Source organism: Mycobacterium sp. E787 (genome assembly GCF_001668725.1).
GTDB lineage: Bacteria > Actinomycetota > Actinomycetes > Mycobacteriales > Mycobacteriaceae > Mycobacterium.
Genome location: NZ_LZKL01000127.1, coordinates 151,608 through 171,073 on the forward strand (window position 1 = coordinate 151,608; position 19,466 = coordinate 171,073).

The 19,466-nt window shown below is 67.4% G+C and carries 15 protein-coding genes and 2 pseudogenes; 5 read left to right on the top strand and 12 right to left on the bottom strand.

All coding sequences use genetic code 11. The features are described 5' to 3' along the window. Window position 1: 1 nt before the first annotated feature. Together A5705_RS25595 and A5705_RS25600 are read right to left on the bottom strand one after the other, a co-directional pair. Complete coding sequence (locus A5705_RS25595; RefSeq protein ID WP_067883929.1) at window positions 2–1,117, bottom strand: Re/Si-specific NAD(P)(+) transhydrogenase subunit alpha; 1,116 nt, start codon at window positions 1,115–1,117, stop codon at window positions 2–4. Window positions 1,118–1,174: 57 nt separating this feature from the next. Next, a complete protein-coding gene (locus A5705_RS25600) occupies window positions 1,175–1,636 on the bottom strand; it encodes a nuclear transport factor 2 family protein (protein ID WP_068281057.1) in 462 nt (153 codons plus the stop codon). A gap of 149 nt (window positions 1,637–1,785) precedes the next feature. Between A5705_RS25600 and A5705_RS25605 the strand changes: the two genes are divergently transcribed. From A5705_RS25605 to A5705_RS25620, 4 genes are all read left to right on the top strand, one after another. After that, window positions 1,786–3,006: an acyl-CoA dehydrogenase family protein gene (locus A5705_RS25605; RefSeq protein WP_068281058.1), complete on the top strand. Its 1,221-nt coding sequence runs from the start codon at window positions 1,786–1,788 to the stop codon at window positions 3,004–3,006. Next, window positions 2,999–3,823, top strand: coding sequence for a tyrosine-protein phosphatase (locus A5705_RS25610; protein ID WP_068281059.1), 825 nt, complete (start codon window positions 2,999–3,001; stop codon window positions 3,821–3,823). Before A5705_RS25605 ends, A5705_RS25610 begins: the two co-directional genes overlap by 8 nt. Before the next feature lie 140 nt (window positions 3,824–3,963). Then, window positions 3,964–5,625 (top strand): PE-PPE domain-containing protein, encoded by a 1,662-nt coding sequence (locus A5705_RS25615; RefSeq protein WP_068280848.1) that lies wholly within the window; start codon window positions 3,964–3,966, stop codon window positions 5,623–5,625. A gap of 162 nt (window positions 5,626–5,787) precedes the next feature. Beyond that, window positions 5,788–7,509 carry a PE-PPE domain-containing protein gene (locus tag A5705_RS25620; RefSeq protein WP_067883933.1) on the top strand — a complete coding sequence of 574 codons (1,722 nt, stop codon included), beginning with the start codon at window positions 5,788–5,790 and terminating at the stop codon, window positions 7,507–7,509. A gap of 22 nt (window positions 7,510–7,531) precedes the next feature. Here the strand turns inward: A5705_RS25620 and A5705_RS28005 are convergent. After that, a pseudogene (locus A5705_RS28005) lies at window positions 7,532–7,688 on the bottom strand (NADPH:quinone oxidoreductase family protein); the annotation flags it as partial. 222 nt (window positions 7,689–7,910) lie between these two features. On the opposite strand from A5705_RS28005, the gene A5705_RS25625 reads away from it, so the two are divergent. Then, complete coding sequence (locus A5705_RS25625) at window positions 7,911–9,659, top strand: PE-PPE domain-containing protein (protein WP_068280850.1); 1,749 nt, start codon at window positions 7,911–7,913, stop codon at window positions 9,657–9,659. Window positions 9,660–9,681: 22 nt separating this feature from the next. On the opposite strand, the gene A5705_RS25630 is transcribed toward A5705_RS25625, so the two are convergent. The 9 genes and pseudogenes from A5705_RS25630 to A5705_RS25670 form a co-directional block, all read right to left on the bottom strand. Further along, complete coding sequence (locus A5705_RS25630) at window positions 9,682–10,650, bottom strand: NADPH:quinone oxidoreductase family protein (protein ID WP_068280853.1); 969 nt, start codon at window positions 10,648–10,650, stop codon at window positions 9,682–9,684. A 4-nt stretch (window positions 10,651–10,654) separates the two neighbouring features. Next, entirely contained in the window at window positions 10,655–11,515 is an 861-nt protein-coding gene (locus tag A5705_RS25635) for an SDR family oxidoreductase (RefSeq protein WP_067883938.1), read from the bottom strand. Window positions 11,516–11,570: 55 nt separating this feature from the next. Then, window positions 11,571–13,007 carry an aldehyde dehydrogenase family protein gene (locus A5705_RS25640; RefSeq protein ID WP_067883940.1) on the bottom strand — a complete coding sequence of 479 codons (1,437 nt, stop codon included), beginning with the start codon at window positions 13,005–13,007 and terminating at the stop codon, window positions 11,571–11,573. A 135-nt stretch (window positions 13,008–13,142) separates the two neighbouring features. Then, window positions 13,143–14,708: an LCP family protein gene (locus A5705_RS25645; protein ID WP_067883941.1), complete on the bottom strand. Its 1,566-nt coding sequence runs from the start codon at window positions 14,706–14,708 to the stop codon at window positions 13,143–13,145. Window positions 14,709–14,815: 107 nt separating this feature from the next. Continuing rightward, window positions 14,816–15,742, bottom strand: coding sequence for a class I SAM-dependent methyltransferase (locus A5705_RS25650; RefSeq protein ID WP_067883943.1), 927 nt, complete (start codon window positions 15,740–15,742; stop codon window positions 14,816–14,818). Then, entirely contained in the window at window positions 15,743–16,684 is a 942-nt protein-coding gene (locus tag A5705_RS25655) for a class I SAM-dependent methyltransferase (protein WP_067883945.1), read from the bottom strand. 17 nt (window positions 16,685–16,701) lie between these two features. Continuing rightward, a complete protein-coding gene (locus A5705_RS25660) occupies window positions 16,702–17,643 on the bottom strand; it encodes a class I SAM-dependent methyltransferase (RefSeq protein WP_067883947.1) in 942 nt (313 codons plus the stop codon). A gap of 83 nt (window positions 17,644–17,726) precedes the next feature. Next, on the bottom strand, window positions 17,727–18,362 hold the full coding sequence (locus A5705_RS25665) for a TetR/AcrR family transcriptional regulator (RefSeq protein ID WP_067883949.1): 636 nt from the start codon (window positions 18,360–18,362) through the stop codon (window positions 17,727–17,729). Window positions 18,363–18,364: 2 nt separating this feature from the next. Beyond that, a pseudogene (locus A5705_RS25670) lies at window positions 18,365–19,326 on the bottom strand (pirin family protein). Between the last annotated feature and the right edge of the window lie 140 nt (window positions 19,327–19,466).

Below are 19,466 nucleotides of genomic sequence, written 5' to 3' on the forward strand. Positions count from 1 at the left end.
TCTAGGAGTCCTCTCCGCGCGGGCGGGTCACACAGGCCGCCGCGACCACCTCGTCGCCGAAGTCGGGCGCCAGCTTGCCGTCCTTGATCAACAGCTCCAGCAGCGCGGTGATGTTCTTGCTGTAGAGCTCGCTGGCGTGCTCGGGCATCGTCGCCGGCAGGTTCAGCGGCGCGGCGATGGTGACGTCGTGCTTGACCACGGTCCGCCCGGGCTCCGTCAGCTCGCAGTTGCCGCCGGTCTCCCCGGCCAGGTCCACCACCACGCTGCCCGGCTTCATCGCTTCCACGGCCGCGGCGGTCACCAGGCGCGGCGCGGGCTTGCCCGGCACCAGCGCCGTGGTGATCACCACGTCGAAGCCGGCGATCGCCTCCTCCAGCGCCTTCTGCTGCTGGGCGCGCTCCTCGTCCGTGAGCTCGCGGGCGTAGCCGCCCTCGCCGGCCGCTGTGATTTTTGAGATGCCGACGTCGAGCCACTGCGCGCCCACCGACCGCACCTGGTCGGCCACCTCGGGACGCACGTCGTAGCCGGAGGTCCGCGCCCCCAGCCGCTTGGCCGTGGCAAGCGCCTGCAGCCCGGCGACCCCGACACCGAGTACCAGGACCGAGGCCGGCTTCACGGTACCCGCGGCCGTCGTCAGCATCGGGAAAAACCGCGTCGACTCCGAGGCCGCGAGCAGCACCGCCTTGTAGCCGGCCACGTTGGCCTGCGACGACAGCGCATCCATCACCTGGGCCCGCGAGATCCGCGGGATGGCCTCCAGAGCGAACGCCTGCACACCGGCGTCGGTGAGCGCGCCGATCAGGTTGTCGGGATTGCGCGGGGCCAGGAAGCCGATCAGCGTCTGACCGCTGCGCAGCCTGCCGACCTCGGCCGCGGTCGGCGGGGCGACCTTGACGACGACATCGGCGGCCCAGGCGTCGCCGATGCCGGCCCCGGCCTCGGTGTAGAGCTCGTCGGGAAGCAGCGCGCCTTCGCCCGCGCCCGCCTCGACCACCACCGCCACACCGCTACCGACCAGCGACGCGACCGCCTTGGGGACCAAAGCGACGCGCCGCTCGTCGGTCCCGGACTCGGCGACCACCCCCACCTTGAACGTGTTGGCCTGCGCATCTGTCATGGCGCCTACATCCACTTCCCTTATGTCTTTGGCTTGCCGCAGACACCCTAACCGCCGCTACCAGAGCGGAATCTCTTGACCGTGTTCCGACTCCTGACGAGGGCCGAAGTACCGGCGCTCCGATTCGTCGATCGGCACGTCGTTGATGCTCGCCTCGCGCCGCGCCATCAACCCCGACGGGGCGAATTCCCACAGCTCGTTTCCGTAGCTGCGGTACCACTGGCCCGTGCGATCGTGGCACTCGTACTGGAACCGCACGGCGATGCGGTTGTCGTGGAAGTCCCACAAGCTCTTGCGCAGCGCATAGTCGAGCTCGCGCTCCCATTTGCGGGTCAGAAACGCAACGATCTCCTTGCGGCCCACGACATGCTCGCTTCGATTGCGCCACTGCGAGTCCGGCGTGTAGGCCAGGCTGACCCGTTCGGGATCGCGGGTGTTCCAGGCATCCTCGGCCGCCTGCACCTTCTGCATCGCGGTTTCGTAGGTGAAGGGAGGAAACGGGGGGCGGGATTCGGTCATGAGGTACATCGTGCTCGACGGGAATCGCGACACATAAACGTCTGCGACGACACGCCTGCGCCGCTCGCAACCGTCTATATCTCGCGCGCTGGCGACCTGACGCGCCCTGTTACCGCACGTGTCCTATCGTGGCGGTCATGGACTTCGCGATGTCGGCCAAAGCCAGCGACTACCACAAGCGACTGTCCGACTTCATGATCGAGAACGTCTTTCCGGCCGAGGCCGAATACGACAAATACCGTCACGAGGCCGGCCCGGACGACCACACCGTTCCGCCCGTCATCGAGGAATTGAAGACGAAGGCCAAGCAGCAGGGACTGTGGAACCTGTTCCTGCCCGCCGAGTCGGGCCTGACCAACCTGGACTACGCCCCGCTGGCCGAGCTGACCGGCTGGAGCCTCGAACTCGCCCCGGAGGCGATCAACTGCGCGGCGCCGGACACCGGCAACATGGAGACCCTGCACCTGTTCGCCACCGAGGAGCAACGCAAGCGGTGGCTGGAGCCGCTGCTGGCCGGAGAGATTCGCAGCGCCTTCTCGATGACCGAGCCGGCGGTCGCCAGCAGCGACGCCCGCAACATCGAGACCTCCATCGAGCGCGACGGCGCCGACTACGTCATCAACGGCCGCAAGTGGTGGACGTCCGGGGCGTCGGACCCGCGCTGCAAGATCCTGATCGTGATGGGCCGCACCAACCCCGAGGCGGCCAGCCACCAGCAGCAGTCGATGGTCCTGGTGCCGATCGAGACGCCGGGCGTGACCGTCGTCCGCTCCACAACCGTCTTCGGCTACCAGGACCAGCCCGGTCACTGCGAGATCATCTACGACAACGTCCGGGTGCCGGTCACCAACCTGCTCGGCGAGGAGGGCGGCGGCTTCGCCATCGCCCAGGCCCGGCTGGGTCCGGGCCGCATCCACCACTGCATGCGCGCGCTCGGCGGCGCCGAACGTGCTTTGGCCCTCATGGTGGACCGGGCGAAGACCCGGGTGGCCTTCGGCCGCCCGTTGGCCGAACAGGGCGTGGTACGGGAGGCAATTGCCAAGTCCCGCAACGAGATCGACCAGGCCCGGCTGTTGTGTGAGAAGGCGGCGTGGACGATCGACCAGCACGGCAACAAGGCCGCTCATCTGCTGGTCTCGCAGATCAAGGCGGTGGCCCCGACGGTCGCCTGCGACGTGATCGACCGCGCGATCCAGGTGCACGGGGCCGCCGGTGTCAGCGACGACACGGTGCTGGGGCGGATGTACGGCTGGCATCGGGCCATGCGGATCTTCGACGGGCCGGACGAGGTGCACATGCGGACCATCGCGCGTGCCGAGATCGGCCGGGAGCAATCCGCGCTCGCCGCGGCGGTCACCGCGCGTGGCTGAGGCGGCGGTCCGGGAACTGTCCGGCGCGTGGAACTTTCGCGACGTCGCCGACGGCGTGGCCGCGCTGCGCCCCGGTCGGTTGTTCCGGTCCGGCGAGCTGAGCCGCCTCGACGACGACGGACGGGCCACGCTGCGCCGGTTGGGCATCACCGACGTCGCCGACCTGCGCGCGTCCCGCGAGGTTGCCCGGCGCGGTCCGGGGTTGGTGCCCGATGGCGTCGAGATCCACCTGCTGCCGGTACCAGACCTGTCCGACCAGGAAGCCGACGCCGCCGCCCCGCACGAAGAGGCGTTCCAGCGGCTGTTGCGGGGCGAATCCGACGGGTCGGACGAGTCGGTCAACGAGACCGCCGTGCGCTTCATGACCGACGAGTACCGGCAATTCCCGACGCGCAACGGGGCGCAGCGCGCGCTGCGCCGTGTCGTCACGCTGCTGGCCGCCGGGCGCCCGGTGCTCACGCACTGCTTCGCGGGCAAGGACCGCACCGGCTTCGTCATCGCGACGGTGCTCGAGGCCGTCGGCGTCGATCGCGACGCGATCGTCGCGGACTTCTTGCGCAGCAACGAGGCCGTACCCGAGCTTCGGGCGCATATCTACGAAATGATCCAGCAGCGCGGCGACACCGAGCTGACCCCGGAAGTGGTGACCTTCACCGAGGCGCGGCTGTCCGACGGGGTCCTCGGCGTCCGAGCGGACTACCTCGCCGCCGCCCGTCAAACGATCGACGACGAATTCGGTTCGCTGGGCGCGTATCTGAACGACGCCGGTATCACCGATGCCGACGTCGACCGGTTGCGCACCGCGCTGCTCGGCTGAACCGCCGGCTCCCGAAATCCCTTCGCACTCAATCGCGCCCACAGCCGGGCCCAACGCTTTGACGCAAACGCCGGACAGGATGGCGGCGTCACCCTACGCTGACGGGGTTCGCGTCTTTTGGTCGGGAAAGGATCGGGCCCGTGACGTATCTGATCGCTGAGCCGCAGGCGCTGGCGTCTGTCGCGGCCGAGCTCGACGGGATTGGTTCGGCATTCAGTGCCGCCAACGCCGCAGCGGCAGCCCCGACCTCGGGGCTGGCGGCGGCGGCCGGCGATGAGGTGTCTGCGGCCATCGCCGAGGTGTTCGGCGCGGTCGGCAAGGAGTATCAGGCCGTCGTCACGCGGTTCGCCGCGTTTCACAACCAGTTTCGGCAGGCGCTCGCGTCCGCCGGAATCGCCTATGCAGACACCGAGGCCGGCATCGCCACCACCTTAGGGCTGGGAGCACCCGGTGCGCCCGCCCCGGCATTGCCGGCGGCCACGATTCCCCCGTTTACCGCCAACCAGTTGTCGTACTTCATCGGTGGCACAGGGGTTCCCATACCGTCGAGCTCATTCGCAACCCGGGCCAACAACCTCTACGTCCGTTCGATGAACACCCTGGCGGAGCTGTACACGCCGGAGGAGTTGTACCCGCTGACCGGTGTCAAAAGCCTCACCCTCAACCAGTCGGTGGCCGAGGGCGTGACCATTCTGGACAACACGCTGTACAACACGATCCATGGCCAGGGCCAAACGGTGACCGTCTTCGGCATTTCGCAGAGCGCCATCATCTCGTCGCTGGAGATGCAGAACCTGGCCAACGGCACGTCCCTCTTCGGCGCGAACCCGCCCAGCGTAAGCCAGCTCAACTTCGTGCTGACCGGCAACGAGGTGAACCCCAACGGCGGCCTGCTGTCGCGGTTCCCGAACCTGTCGCTGCCCGCCCTGGGGCTGGATTTCTATCCCGCGATGAACGCCAACACGCCCTACCAGGTGGCCAACTACACGCTGGAATACGACGGATTCGCCGACTTCCCGCGATACCCGATCAACGTCCTTTCCGACCTCAACGCGGTCGCGGGCATCGTCTTCGTGCACACCACCTATCTGGATCTGACGCCCACCCAGGTCAACAACGCCATTCAATTGCCGACGTCGCCTGGTTACACCGGCAACACCACGTACTACATGATTCCCACGGCCGACCTGCCGCTGCTGAAGCCTCTGGATGCGATCCCGGTCATCGGCAAGCCCCTGGTCGACCTGCTCCAACCGGACATGAAGGTATTGGTCAACCTGGGCTATGGTCCCGACCCCACCCTCGGGTACTCGACGAGTTACGCGGACGTGCCGACGCCGTTCGGTTTGTTCCCGAATGCCAATCCGGGCACCGTGTTCAATGCGCTGGCCGCCGGCACCCAGCAGGGAGTCCACGACTTCTCGCTCGACCTGCAGCAGATCGCCTCGCAGCCCACCGCGGTCGTACCGCAGTTCTCCTTGCCGATCGCGCCGGGCCCGACGACGCCGGCCAGCTTCCCGTCGCCGCAACAGGTCTTCAACACCGTCAACACGATCGTCTCGACCGACTACGCCGTCGCGCTGCCCACCGCTGACATCGGTTACACCCTCGCCACCACGGTGCCCTTCTACGACTCCGAGCTTTTCCTGAGCCAACTCGGGCAGGGCAACCTCATCAACGCGATCGGGTATCCGATCGCCGCCGATGTCGGATTGGGAACGGTCGCGGGCGGGGTCGAGTTCCTGACCATCGCCTCGGCGCTCTCGAGCAACGTCAAGGACATCCAGAGCCTCATTCCCTAACGCGGCCAAAGCCGTTGCCAAAGACAAGGGCGCAAAACGCCACCAAGAACGCCCGATCACTCCTAAGCTAGCTGTGCCGGTTTCAGCGATGCGCCTGGTCATCGGGTCGGCAGCGTCGTCGAGGCCAACACGAGTTCCTCCGTGTCCGGAAGGGAAAAGCCGATGACGAACCTGTTCACGCAGCCCCAGATCGTGGCGACGGCCGCAGCGGATGCATCGGCGATCGGATCGGCGCTCAACGAGGCGAAGGCGGCCGCCGCGGGTCCCACGACGAGCGTGGTGGCGGCGGCCCAAGACGAGGTGTCCGCCGTCACCGCGCAACTCTTCGGCACCTACGGCCAGGAGTACCAGGCGCTGCTCCGCCAGGCCTCCGCATTCCACGAGCAGTTCGTGGCGGCGCTGGCCGCCGCCGGGGGCGCCTACGCGCAAGCCGAAGCCCAGATCGCCGGCACGCTGGGTCTCACCGGTGGAGCCGGCCCGGCGTTTTCGGCGGTGACCACCGCGGCGGACCCGACCGTCAAAGCCATCTTGATCATGACCGGCAGCGGCACCGCCAATCCCCCATCGAGCTACATCGCCAACGTCACCAGCCGCTACCTGACGCAATTCACGAGCGCTCTCCCCCCGATCCCCGTGACCACGGCCGAGGGGTTGTATCCGTACACCGGCACCAAAGACCTGACGCTGGACATCTCCCTGGCCCGCGGCGTCACCGCGCTCGACAACGCGATCAACCTGCAAATCACCCCGTTCCTGCACGGCGGCAGCGGCTCCGTCTCCATCCTGGGCTACTCGCAGAGCTCGATCATCGCCTCGCTGGAGATGCCGAAACTGCTCGCCGAGGGGTTCACGAATGGAACGGCCGGAAACCCGATCCAGGCGTACTTCACCCTGCTCGGTGACCCGGCGAATCCGAACGGCGGGCTGCTTTCCCGGTTCCCCGGCCTCAGCTTCCCGAGCCTGGGCGTCACGTTCGGCACCTCGACACCCAGCAACGACTTCCCGACCACCATCTGGTCGCTCGAATACGACGGCTTCGCCGACTTTCCGCAATATCCGATCGACGTCTTCTCCGACCTCAACGCGCTGGCCGGCATCGTGTTCATCCACGGCACCTATCCGCACCTGACGAACGCACAACTCGCGTCGGCCATCGCGCTGGGGCAGTCCGGGAATCCGTCGATGACGACCTACAACATGATCCCTACCGACAACCTGCCGCTGTTGACGCCGCTGCGGGCGCTGCCGGTGATCGGAAACCCGCTCGCCGACCTGATCCAGCCGGACCTGAAGCTCATCGTCAACTGGGGCTACGGCGACCCCAACTTCGGTTGGTCAACCGGCCCGGCCGATGTCCAGACCCCGTTCGGGTTCCTGCCGCCGCTCAGCGCAACGACGGAACTGGGGGCGCTCCTGCCCGGCGCCACCGCACAGGGAGTCAACGCCTTCGTCAACGACATGTCGCACCTGGCGGGCTCGCTTCCCGGGGCCGCCACGTCGGGCGTCGGCGCCCTGACCCTGCCACCCTCGGCGTCGATCCCCACGACGATCACCGGCGTCCTCCAGGGCATCCAGTCGGCGAACACCAACATCGTCGGCACACTGACGGGCGACTTCTCGACCGCCTATTCCGCCCTGCTGCCGACGGCCGACATTGCAACCGCGGTCGTGGTCACCCTGCCGTCCTACGACGTCAACCTGTTCCTGAACGGCATCATTCAAGCCGTCAACGGCGATCCCATCGGCGGCCTCACCAATGCGTTCGGCCAGCCGATCGCGGCCGACGTCGGCCTGACCACGCTCGCGGGTGGTTTCGAGTTCCTCGCCATCGAGAACTCGCTCGACACCATCTTGACCGGAACCCCGAACCCCGGGCCCCAGTGATCGACGTCTGCCGGGCTGCCCGCTAGGGCTTTAGCACCACGTTGCCGAGCACGCCGCCGTCGGCCAGGCTCGCGCAACGCGACCGCGCCCTCTGACAGCGGATACCGCTGCGGCGGAGGCGGTTTCAGCCCGGGGAACACCAACTGGCTCAGCCCCCAGGAGAACAGGGCGGCCGAGCCCGTGAACCCCGCGGGCGCGACGACGGGCGTGCTGGCCGGCGCGGGGGATTATCCTGCGCGGCGGCCCGACCCGTCGGGCGGACGCAAAGCGGTCAAAAGCCAGACAATCGGATCGTGCCGCTCTACGCTGCCTAACTGACCTTCGCAGTGGTTCGGTCTCAAATCATTTGCGTCCGTCGTCGGTCGGGCACGGCAGGACGCTGGTGGAGAAGGGATGAGCCGATGACGTACCTGCTTGCGCAGCGCGAGACGATGGCGGCGGCCGCCGCGGACGTCGCAAAGACGGGTTCGGTGATCAACCAAGCCAGGGCGACTGCGGCCGGCCGGATAACCGGCGTGGCCGCGGCGGCCGGTGACGAGGTGTCGCTGGCCGTCGGCACGCTGTTCAACAGATTCGGCCTCGAGTATCAGGCGATGGTCACACAGGCCGGGGCGTTCCACGCGGCGTTCGCTCAGGCACTGGCCGCCGCCGAGGGTTCCTACACCCAAGCGGAGGCCGCGGCGGCGAACGCGCTGACGGGCGGTGCCGGCCCCGTCGCTGCGATCGTCAACGCCGTTGCGAATGACCCGGACATCACCTTGGTCGCGGGCGGCAGCGGCAATCCGATACCCGGCGCAACGTACATAACGAACCTGGTCAACAACTACGTCACGCCCAACTTCCCGAGCTTCACCCTCGGCAACGCCCAGGTCATGTACGAGCCGAACGGGGCATATCCGATATACCCGGTGAACAACGGCATCAAGGGTTTGACCTTCGACACCTCGGTCTCCCAGGGTGTCACGATCCTGAACAACACGCTGGTGGCGACGGGCCCGGGGCTGCATCCGCTGCTGTATCCAGGCTCGCCGAACAACGTTGTGTTCACCGGCTTTTCGCAGAGCTGCGTCGTCGCCTCGCTGGAAATGGAAAAGCTCGCGGCCATGGGCGCCGCGGCCCCGACGGCAAGCCAACTCGGCTTCGTCCTGCTGGGAAATCCCATGACCCCCAACGGCGGCCTCTTCACGCGCTTTCCGGGTTTCACCAGCCCGAGCCTGGGGGTCACCTACTACGGCGCGACCCCTCCGAACACGATCTACCCGACCGTCAACTACACGCTGGAATACGACGGTTTCGCCGATTTCCCGAAGTATCCGCTCAACGTCCTGTCCGACCTGAACGCGCTTGCGGGCATCTATTACGTGCACCCCGACTACTACCTGATCAATCCGCAGGCCCTCCCGCCCGGCTACCAGCTTCTGACGTTGCCGACGTCGCCCGGCTACTCCGGCGTCACCAAGTACGAAATGATCACCGTCCCGAATCTGCCACTGCTCGATCCGGTGCGCGCAATCCCGGTCATCGGCAACCCGCTCGCGGACCTGCTGCAACCGGACCTGACGTATCTCGTCAACTGGGGCTACGGCAACCCGGCCTACGGCTATCCGACCGGGCCGGCCGACGTGCCCACGCCGTTCGGGTTGTTCCCACCGCTCGGGGCGACCACTGCCCTGGGCGGCGATCTGATCTCCGGAACCCAGCAGGGGATCCTCGCCGCCGCCAATGACCTGAGCGCGCAAGCGGCCCAAGGATTCCCGTCGCCGTCGAGCCCGTCGGACCTTTGGAACCTGGCGAGCATTCCCAGCCTGCAGACGTACAACCCGTTGGTAGCGCTGACCGCCCCGCAAACGACGGCCTCGAACGTCATCAACACCCTGGCGGACGCGTTCTCGACGGCGTACGCGACGCTGCTTCCGACGGCCGACAACGTGACCGCGCTCTTCACCGCCCTCCCGGCTTACGACCTCACGCTGATCTCGGACGGGATCTCGCAAGCCCTCAACGGACAAGTCGTAACCGGACTTGCCAATGCGCTCGTCGGACCCATCGCCGCGGACACCGCCTTGAGCCTGATCATCGGCGCGGGCGAGGGCCTGGTGCTGTTGGGCGCGACACGGTCGATCGCCGCCGATCTCGCGAGCCTGCTCTGACCCGAAACCGGTCCGCGCTCAATTACGGCTCCAGCACGACCTTGCCGAGCACGCCGCCGTCGGCCAGGCTCTGCAACGCGACCGCACCCTCCGAAAGCGGATAGCGCTGCGGCGGAGGCGGTTTCAGCCCGAGGAAAACCAACTGGCTCAGCCCCCAGGAGAACAGCGCGGCCGAACCCGGGACCTTGTTCAGGTACTCGCCCCACGCGACGCCCACCACGCTGACGTTGCGCAGCAGCAGCCGGTTGACCTTGACGGTGGGGATGCCGCCGGCGGCGAAGCCGATCACCAGCAGCTTGCCGTCGATCGCAAGGACGCGCACCGCGTCGTCGAAGGCCGGCCCGCCGATCGGGTCGACGACGATGTCCACCCCACGGCCGTGGGTGTAGTCACGCACCCGGTCGGCCCAGCCGTCGACCAACGGCACCACCAGGTCGGCGCCCAGCGAAGCGACATAGTCGGTCGCCGCCTCGCGGTGCACGACGGCCAGCACCTGCTTTGCGCCCATCGCCTGGGCGACCTGGATCGCCGCGGTGCCCACGCCGCCGGCGGCGCCCAGCACCAGGACCGTGTCACCCGGCCGCATCGCGGCGCGACGGGCCAGCGCGAAATACATGGTGTTGTAGTTGACCAGCAGGGACACCGCTTCGGCGTCATCGAGTTCCGTGGGGCTGCGCATCACGTTGGGCACCGGAACGGCCACCTGCTCGGCGTAGGCGCCCAGGATCCCGAATGCCGAAACCCGCTCGCCCACCCGGAAACCCGACCCCTCCGGCGCCGAACGCACCACCCCGGCGGCCTCCATGCCGGGGACGAACGGCGGGGGCAACTTCAGCTGGTACTCGCCCTTGGCCAGCAGCAGGTCGGGAAAACATACCCCGGCGGCCCGGACGTCGATGACGACATGGTTGCCGTCCTCGGCGACATCCTCGATATCGGTGAAGACCATGCCGTCCGGGCCGGACAGCTCTTGCACCACACAGGCTTTCATCGCCTTACAGCTTGAAGCCGGCCTTCTGCGCCGAGGACAGGTCGGTGATCTCCGTCCAGTGCGAGGCGACGTCGTCCACCGACGGCGGCTTGTCGAAGTTGACGCCCTGGTTCTCGAACAGCGCGACCCGCTGCACCTTGCCGCCGCCGACAACGAATACCGAAGCGCTGTCGGAACATTCCTCGGTGCACAGGTAGGCCACCACCGGTGCGACGTACTCGGGGGTGAGCTTCTCGAGCACCTCCTTCGGAAGGATGTCCTCGGTCATCCTGGTGGCCGCGATCGGGGCGATCGCGTTGGCCTTGATGTTGTACTTGGCGCCTTCCAGCGCCAGCGTGTTGATCAGGCCGACCAGACCGAGCTTGGCCGCCCCGTAGTTCGTCTGCCCGAAGTTGCCGAACAGACCGCTCGTGGAGGTGGCGACGACCACACGGCCGTAGCTCTGCTCGCGGAAATGCGGCCAGGCGGCGCGGATCACGTTGTAGCCGCCGTAAAGGTGCACCTTGAGCACCGCGTCCCAGTTCTCGGAGGTCATCTTGTGGAAGGTGCCGTCGCGCAGGATGCCGGCGTTACTCACCACACCGTGCACGGCGCCGAATTCGTCGAGTGCGGTCTTGATCATGTTCTCGGCGCCCTCGGGGTCGGCGACGCTGTCGTAGTTGGCGGCCGCCCGACCGCCCGCGTCCTTGATCTCCTTGACCACCTCGTCGGCCATGTTGTGGCCGGCACCCGTGCCGTCACGGGCTCCGCCGAGGTCGTTGACGACGACGCTCGCGCCCTCGCGGGCGAGCGTGAGGGCGTATTCACGGCCCAATCCCCCACCCGCTCCGGTGACGACGATGACGCGATCCTGCACTCCGGGCATCAGGTTCCTCTCTCCTGTTTAAAGGAATTGGCGCATAAGGGAATTCGATTTGGTGCTAGAAGAGCTTGCGGGCCATCTTGAAGGCCCGCTCGGTGTAGGGCGGGTAGATCAAGCTGGACAGGTCCGGCCGGGTCGGCTTGGTCAGCACCGACTTGCGGTGGCTGAACTCCTCGAAGCCGTACTTGCCGTGGTAGGCGCCCATGCCCGAGGCGCCGACGCCGCCGAACGGCAGCTTGGCCGTCGACACCTGGAACGCGAGGTGATTGACCAGCATGCCGCCGGCGGGCACCTCCTTGATCACCCGCTCGCGGACGTCGCGCGACTTGGTGAACAGGTAGGCGGACAGCGGCTTGGGCCGCGAGTTGATGAAACGTATTGCGTCGTCCAGGGATTGAACGGTGATCACCGGCAGGATCGGGCCGAAGATCTCCTCTGTCATCAGCGGCTCGTCCGGAGCCGGATCGACGACGACGGTCGGGTGGATGCGCAGATCCGAGGCGCCGAAGCCGCCGCCGACCGCGACCTCACCCTTCGTCTCAGCCAGGTAACCGGTCAGCCGGTCGAACTGGCGTTGATTGACGATCCGCATCCCGTCCGGGTGGTCGGCTTCGTACTTGGAAATGGCGTCGGCGATCTTGCCGACCAGCTCGTCGCGGATCTTTGCGTCGGCCAGCACATAGTCGGGCGCGACGCACGTCTGTCCGGCGTTGAGCACTTTGATCCAGGCGATCCGCTTGGCCGCGACATCGACATCGGCGTCGGCGGCCACGATCACCGGGCTCTTGCCGCCGAGCTCCAGCGTGCACGGGGTCAGGTGCGGCGCCGCGCCCTGGTAGACCTTGCGGCCGATCTCGGTGCCGCCGGTGAACAGCAGGCGGTCCAGGCCCTGGGCGATGAGCTCCTGGCTGACCGAGCCGTCGCCCTCGACCACGGCGATCGCGTCGTTGTCGAGGTAGCGCGGCACCAGCTCGGCCATCAAGTGTGCGGAGGCCGCGGCGATCTCCGAGGGCTTGAGGATGACGGCGTTTCCGGCGGCGATCGCGCCGGCCGCCGGACCCAGCGTCAGGTAGAACGGGTAATTCCACGCGCCGATGATCAGCACGGTGCCATACGGCTCGTATTCCACCCAGCCGCGGCCGGGCAGCTGCGCCATCTCCAGCAATTGATAGCGCCGGCGCGTCCACCTGCGCACGTGCTTGGCCGCGTATTTCGCCTCACCGGCCGTGGTTGCGATGTCGGCGATGTACGCCTCGAAGGGCTTGCGGTCCAGGTCTTCGGCGAGCGCTGCCGTGATCGCGGCCTCGTTCTCCTCCATCAGCTTCGCCAGCTGAAGCAACTGGCGCCTGCGCCATTCGATATCGCGGGTGCGGCCGGAGGCGAACGTCTTGCGAAGCCGGGCCACCGTGGCGGGGATGTCGACCGGCTGGGCTGCCGCGCCGTTCGTGGATTCCTTGGATTCCGCGGTCTTCGGTGCAACCGATTCGGTGGTCATCGTTGTCCTTCCCGAGCAGAATTGCCCGCTGCAATGCGGGCGACCGCTCATCGGTGTTAACCGCGATCCTAACCATCCGGTTGGGGGAGCAATAGGAAGGATCCGCCCCGGCCAAACCCCCGGGCCCGACGACAGCTACTTGACGCAGGGGATGCTCGTCGCGGACATCTGGCTGAGGTCGGTCGGCGCCGGGGCGTGAGCGCCGGTGCCAGTGGCGGCAACCGCCGTCACCTGCCCGGATGACGAGCCGTCGACCGTAGCACCGGGATGGGCGAGGTAGTCATTTGCCGGAAAGCCCGTGCCCACCGTCAACCGAACGGTTCCCGCCGGCACGGTGTCCGCCGCGGTTGCGGGTACGCGCAGTTCCTCCGCCAGCATGCGTCCGCCCTCGTCGGCTCCCGACCCGTACTCGACGACGCTGTCAACCACCGGGGTCGTGGCAGTGGTCGCGCTCCCCCGGGTAAAGCCACGGACGCTCAACGCATCCTCGATCGCGGCGGCCAGTCCGTCGCGCGACGTGCCGTTCACGACGTCGAGCACCAGGGGTTGCGACAACGCGGGCGATGGTGGCGTGGTCGATGGCGCGGGTTCCGCGGCGCCCGGAGTGTCCGAGAAGAATCGGCCGTCAACGATCCGCCGGATGGCGGCAACGTCGACCAGGTTGACGTCGGACCCATTCGGATCCCTGCCGAAACCGGAGATCGGCAGGGTGTAGAACGACATCGGCCTCCCGCTCAGTCGCGAGGCCCGCGCCGCAAAATCGACGAGATCCAACCCGGCGTCGACGGCGACGTTGTCGCGGGCCACCTCAAGCAGTTTTCGCAGGGCGCTCGGGCTTGACAGGGCACCGCCGTCCCGGGCGGCTTTCACCAACGACACGAGGAACGCCTGCTGTCGACGCGTCCGGTCGAAGTCCGTGAAAGAGCCGTCGTTTTCATCGCGCCGCTGCCGAACGAAGGCCATCGCCTGCGCCGCATCGATCCGCTGAACCCCTTGGTGGAAGTCGGCACCCGAATAGCCGTCCACCGTATCCCCACTGAGGCACACTGTGATCGGCTCGACGACCTTGGCAATCTGGAAGAATGCCCCCAGGGTGACCTCGACGAAATGGTCGAGCGAGATCCCCAATAGATCGGTCACGGTAGCGATTTCGGCCTTGCGGCCGGACTCGCGGGCGGACTGCTCGCGAGCCGCGAGGTCGGTCGCGCCCGGACCGTCCGAATGGCCGGCGGCCTGCGAGTCCAAAGACTGCTGATACGCCAGCCCGTATGCTTGCTTGACCTTGCCCTTGCAGACCGATCCTGGGCAGCCCGGCAGATCCACATAGTCGTCGCGAGGAATCGATACCGCGGTGACTGGCCCATCACCGCCCGAAATGTGCACGATGATCAACACATTCGCGTTGTAGCCGCCCGCGGTTTCGTCACCGGCATGCAGCGCGTCATACATCTCCTGCGGAAGCGGCCGCCCGTTTTGATCCAGGCGACTGTCCAGACCCATCAGCAGAATGTTCTGATCCACACCGGGCGGCGTCGCCGCATCCGGAAGGGCGTGGGAAATGATGATCCTGCCCAATGTCGTGTGGTAACCCGTCCAGCCGACACCGGTCACGGCCATCACGAAAGCCGAAGCGAGGCTGGCGATCAGCCGCCCTTTCAACACCACCACGCGGCGCGACGAACCAGATTCGTTGCTGCTCATAACGAGTCACCATTGTGACTGACCACCCGGGGATTTCGCGGTAACAGCAGCCGCGAGCCGTAGGGCGATTGCGGTAAGCAACGGTGCCGAGGCGAGCGCCGGCCTTATCAGGGTTTGGTGGCCGTCACAAAGCTGTTGGTGAACGGCCTGTCCTCCGACCGTGGCGCCCTTCCCAGCCGCAGCCCCTCCTCGCGGGCGCTCACCGCGCGCGTCGTCCAGCCGTGGGCGCCGAACCAGTCGGCGGGCTCGGGCCGGCCCTCGTCGTCGAACCAGAGGTCGAACGGGTTGAACGAGGTGTCCTGCCCGCGCGCTTCGCGCTTGGCCCGCAACTCCTGCCACCTCTGCTCCGCCTCGCGACGCTTCTCCCGGTCGACGCCGAAGATTTCCACCGCCACCCGGCTGCCCGATCCGCTCAGGGCGTCGATCGACGCGAACATGGCCTCCTGGGCACCCGCCGGCAGGAACGGCAGCAACCCCTCGGCCAGCCAGGCCGTCGGACGGGTCTCGTCGAAGCCGGCGTCGCGCAGCGCCCCGGGCCAATCGTGGCGGAGGTCCACCGGCACCGGGCGACGGTCGACGACAGGGGCCGCCCCGTGGGCGGCCAGGGTGTCGGCCTTGTACTCGAGCACCTTGGGTAGGTCGATCTCGTAGACGACGGTGCCGTCGGGCCAGTCCAGCCGGTAGGCGCGCGAGTCCAGGCCGGCCGCGAGGATCACCACCTGCCGGATCCCGGCCGCGACCGCCTCGGCGAAGTACGCGTCGAAGAAGTGGGTCCGCACGGCCTGGTAATCGATCATGTTCCGGGAGTCGACGGTGAAATCGGCGGCCTCGTCATCGGGTTCCGGGGTCCACCAGGCGGCAACCTGCTCCCGAACCCCCTCGAGTTCGGGAGTGGACACCAGCACCTCGGCGAACCGATCGGAGATCAGCGGCTCCGAGCCGGCCGTCTCGGCGGCCCGGGCTAGCGCGACCATCACCGCGGTCGCCCCGACGCTGGTGGCGATGTCCCAGGAATCGTCCGCGGTGCGCGGCATCTACAACCGTTCCGCGACGACGAAGTCGGAGAACGCGTCCTTGTCGTCGGCGAGCGGGACGTTCTCGACGAAGCGGCCCAGCCGGCGCATCGCATCGACCGAGTGCTCCGCCGTCGCGCGCCAGCCGTGCTGGTTGAGCCAGTCGGTGACGTCCGCGCGGTGGTCGTCCCGGTACATCAACTCGCCGACGTCGACGGTGTGCTCGATGCCGATCTCGTCGGCCACCCTCTTGAAGCGTTCCCGCATCTGCTGTCGCCGCTCGTCGGCGTGGTTGGGTGCGGTTTCGGCCGAGACCCGGCTTCCGGGCGGGCTCAGCTCGCCGATCAGGGTGAACAACCGGTCCTGGGCCTCGGCGGGCAGATACATCAGCAACCCCTCGGCCAGCCACGCGGTGCGCTGGGTGGGGTCGAAGCCGGCGGCGCGCAGCGCGGCAGGCCAGTCCTGACGCAGGTCGATCGCCACCTCGCGCCGATCGGCCGAGGGCGTCACGCCGTTCTGCGCAAGAGTCGTGGACTTGTACGCCAGCACCTGGGGCTGGTCGATCTCGTAAACCGTCGTGCCGGCCGGCCAGTCCAGGCGGTAGGCGCGGGAATCGAGCCCCGACGCCAGGATGACGATCTGGCGGATTCCGTCGGCGACGGCGTCTTTGAAGAAGGTGTCGAAGAAGTGCGTCCGCACCGCCTGGTAGCCGCGCATGTGGTGGAGGTGGGCCGCGGAATCCTCGTCGAGGGCCTCCACCTTGGCAGCGATCTCGGGGTCGAGCATGGCCTCCCACAGGACGCCGGCGCCCGAGCTGGTGACAAGGAGCTTGGCGTACGGGTCGCGGATCAGCGCGTCGGGCCGTTCGGTTTCGACGGCGCGGGCCGCGGCGACCATGACCGCGGTGCTGCCGACGCTGGTCTTGATGTCCCAGGTGTCGTCGTGGGTGCGTAGTGAGCTCATCGCGTTTGCTCCTTGGATCAGTCAGCCGGTCCGCCGAGACGCGCCCGCAGCAAGGTGCTGCGGACCGCCTCGTCGGCCAGGTCGTCGGGAACCGGTCGGCCCAGTCGGGCCATCTCGTCGCGGTTGTCCACGCCGGCCACCCGCCAGCCGTGGTCGGCCAGCCACGCAACGGGGTCCGTGCGATCGGGCTCGTGATAGGTCAGCGCCTGGACGTTCACGTCCAGGCCGAGGCGTTCGCGCATGCGCAGCCAGCGCTGGGAGTTGCTGCGCGAGTTCATCCCGAACACCTCGACGGCAACCTGGCTGCCGGGCGCGCTGAGCGCGGTGAACATTTCGAAAAGCCGGTCCTGGGCGTCGCTCGGCAGGTACGGCAGCAGGCCCTCGGCCAACCACGCCGTCGGCCGGGCGCGGTCGAATCCGGCGTCGGTCAGCGCCGCCGGCCAATCGTCGCGCAGATCGATCGGGACGGGGCGCCGGGTCGCTGCTGGCACCGCGCCATGCTGCTCCAGAATCCCGGTCTTGTACTCCAGCACCTTGGGCTGGTCGATCTCGTACACCGCGGTGCCCGGCGGCCACGTCAACCGGTAGGCCCGCGAATCGAGCCCGGCGGCCAGGACCACGACCTGGCGAATCCCGGCGGCGACCGCGCTCGCGAAATAGTCGTCGAAGTAGTGGGTCCGGACCGCCTGGTAGTCGATCCCCAGCCGGTGCGCGCGTTTCCCCTCCGGGTCGCCGTCCAGCCAGGCGAGCTCGGGGTCGGCCAGCCGTTCCCACGCCGGACCGGCCGACGACACCAACAGGCGAGCGAACTCGTCGTGGATCAGCGGATCGGCGCCGGCGGTCTCGACCGCGCGCGCCGCCGCGACGCCCAACGCCGTGGCGCCGACCAGCTCGGTGATGGCCCAGCTGTCGCCGGCGGTCCGCAATGAAGGTGGTAACGATGCATCTACATCAGTCATGACCCGACCATGCTACCGAATAAGTTAGTTAGCCTATGCGCTTTGTGCGCAACTTCACTGGGGTCGGATCGGCGACCGGCCGATCAGGGCGTGGGACGCCAGAGCGCGCCTTCCAAGAGCTGCCGCAGCATTCCGGTGACGGCCAACATCTCCTGGTAGCTGCGGACGTAACCGGAATAGAGACCCACTCCGCAGATCACCACGAGCAGCGTCTCGACCAAGGCCGACGGATCGATACCGGGGACGACCTCACCGCGCTCGATCGCATCGCTGACGACATGCATCAGGAATTCCCGACTGAGCCGGACGGAATCGTTGTCGGTTCTGTGCAATTCCGGGTGCCGCTGGAATTCCAGCACAGCGCTGATTAAGAACGCGGATCCGGCGGGATTTTCGGAATTGGCGCGCACCGCTGCGGAGATGAACGCCGTCAGCCTGCCCATCAGCGTGGTCTCGCGCTCCGCCTGTTTGATACCGGCGCCGATGACGAATTCGTTGGTTTCGTCCAGCACCGCCCGAAACAGCGCCCGCTTGCTGGAGAAGTAGTGGTTGATCGCGGGCCTGGTCAGGTCGGCGCGGGCGGCGATGGCCTGGAACGTCGCGCCGTCGTAGCCGCGCTCGCTGAACACCAGACGAGCGGCCTGGATGATCCGTTGCCGCGTCTCGTCGGCCTTGGCGGCAGGCGGGCGCCCGGGCCTGCGACCCGCCGTTTGCGACATTACTAAAGTGTGCCACCGCCACGGTGCGGCATTAAAGCATTTGGCGGAACGCTGCCGAACTTTCCGGCCTGGTAGTCCTGCAGTGCCTCGACCAATTCCGCGCGCGTGTTCATCACGAAAGGCCCATAGTGGAATACCGGTTCGCGAATCGGTTGCCCGCCGAGCAGCAGCACATCAATTCCCTCCCGGTGAGCCCCCACAGTGATCCGATCACCGGGTCCGAGGACAGCCAATTGCCCTGAGCGAATCGGGTGGGCGACGGGGCCGACGTACCCGCTCCCGGACAGCGCATATACCAGCGCATTGAAGTCGCGCCGCCACGGGATGTTGAGCCGGGCGCCAGTTTCAATTGTCGCGTGCGCCAACGTGATCGGCGTGTGGGTGATGCCCGGACCGCGGTGCCCGTCGATCTCGCCCGCGATGATGCGGAGCAGCGCTCCGCCGTCGTCCGACGCGAGCAGTGCTGCGTCGTCGCCTTCGATCGCCTGATACCGGGGCGGGGCGAATTTGTCCCGCTTCGGCAGATTCACCCAGAGCTGGATGCCGTGGAAGACGCCGCCGCTTTCCACCAGTTCGGCCGGCGGGGTTTCGATGTGCAGAATGCCCGATCCGGCCGTCATCCACTGCGTCGCGCCGTCGGTGATCAATCCCCCGCCGCCGTGGGAATCCTGGTGTGCGAATTTGCCGTCGATCATGTAAGTGACGGTTTCGAAGCCGCGGTGCGGATGCCAGTCGGTGCCCCGGGCTCGCCGGGCTGGTACTCGACCTCGCCCATCTGGTCCATGTGCACAAACGGATCCAGCGCGGCGGTGCTGACCCCGGCGAACGCGCGGACCACCGGGAAGCCCTCACCCTCGTAGCCGCGCGGGCCGGTGGTGATCGATCGGACCGGCCGTTCGGTGTCGCCCGGACCTGCAGCGCCGACGCGCGGCAACGTGAGCGTGTTTGCGGTGATAGCCGGCATGTTTGCCCTCCTTCGACAAGTGCTGACCGCTATAACCGGACTCTGGTCCGATTATTCCGCGGGTTTCGGTCCGCCTAAGATGACGTGGTGCTTGGGGTCAGGTCGGCGCCGTGAGCGAACACACGGACGACGAACCCCGG

Bases quoted from the DNA above. Each gene is read 5' to 3' on its own strand.
- A5705_RS25595 (WP_067883929.1), bottom strand. From the start codon at position 1,117: ATGACAGATGCGCAGGCCAACACGTTCAAGGTGGGGGTGGTCGCCGAG.
- A5705_RS25600 (WP_068281057.1), bottom strand. From the start codon at position 1,636: ATGACCGAATCCCGCCCCCCGTTTCCTCCCTTCACCTACGAAACCGCG.
- A5705_RS25605 (WP_068281058.1), top strand. From the start codon at position 1,786: ATGTCGGCCAAAGCCAGCGACTACCACAAGCGACTGTCCGACTTCATG.
- A5705_RS25620 (WP_067883933.1), top strand. From the start codon at position 5,788: ATGACGAACCTGTTCACGCAGCCCCAGATCGTGGCGACGGCCGCAGCG.
- A5705_RS25625 (WP_068280850.1), top strand. From the start codon at position 7,911: ATGACGTACCTGCTTGCGCAGCGCGAGACGATGGCGGCGGCCGCCGCG.
- A5705_RS25630 (WP_068280853.1), bottom strand. From the start codon at position 10,650: ATGAAAGCCTGTGTGGTGCAAGAGCTGTCCGGCCCGGACGGCATGGTC.
- A5705_RS25635 (WP_067883938.1), bottom strand. From the start codon at position 11,515: ATGCCCGGAGTGCAGGATCGCGTCATCGTCGTCACCGGAGCGGGTGGG.
- A5705_RS25640 (WP_067883940.1), bottom strand. From the start codon at position 13,007: ATGACCACCGAATCGGTTGCACCGAAGACCGCGGAATCCAAGGAATCC.
- A5705_RS25645 (WP_067883941.1), bottom strand. From the start codon at position 14,708: ATGAGCAGCAACGAATCTGGTTCGTCGCGCCGCGTGGTGGTGTTGAAA.
- A5705_RS25650 (WP_067883943.1), bottom strand. From the start codon at position 15,742: ATGCCGCGCACCGCGGACGATTCCTGGGACATCGCCACCAGCGTCGGG.
- A5705_RS25655 (WP_067883945.1), bottom strand. From the start codon at position 16,684: ATGAGCTCACTACGCACCCACGACGACACCTGGGACATCAAGACCAGC.
- A5705_RS25660 (WP_067883947.1), bottom strand. From the start codon at position 17,643: ATGACTGATGTAGATGCATCGTTACCACCTTCATTGCGGACCGCCGGC.
- A5705_RS25665 (WP_067883949.1), bottom strand. From the start codon at position 18,362: ATGTCGCAAACGGCGGGTCGCAGGCCCGGGCGCCCGCCTGCCGCCAAG.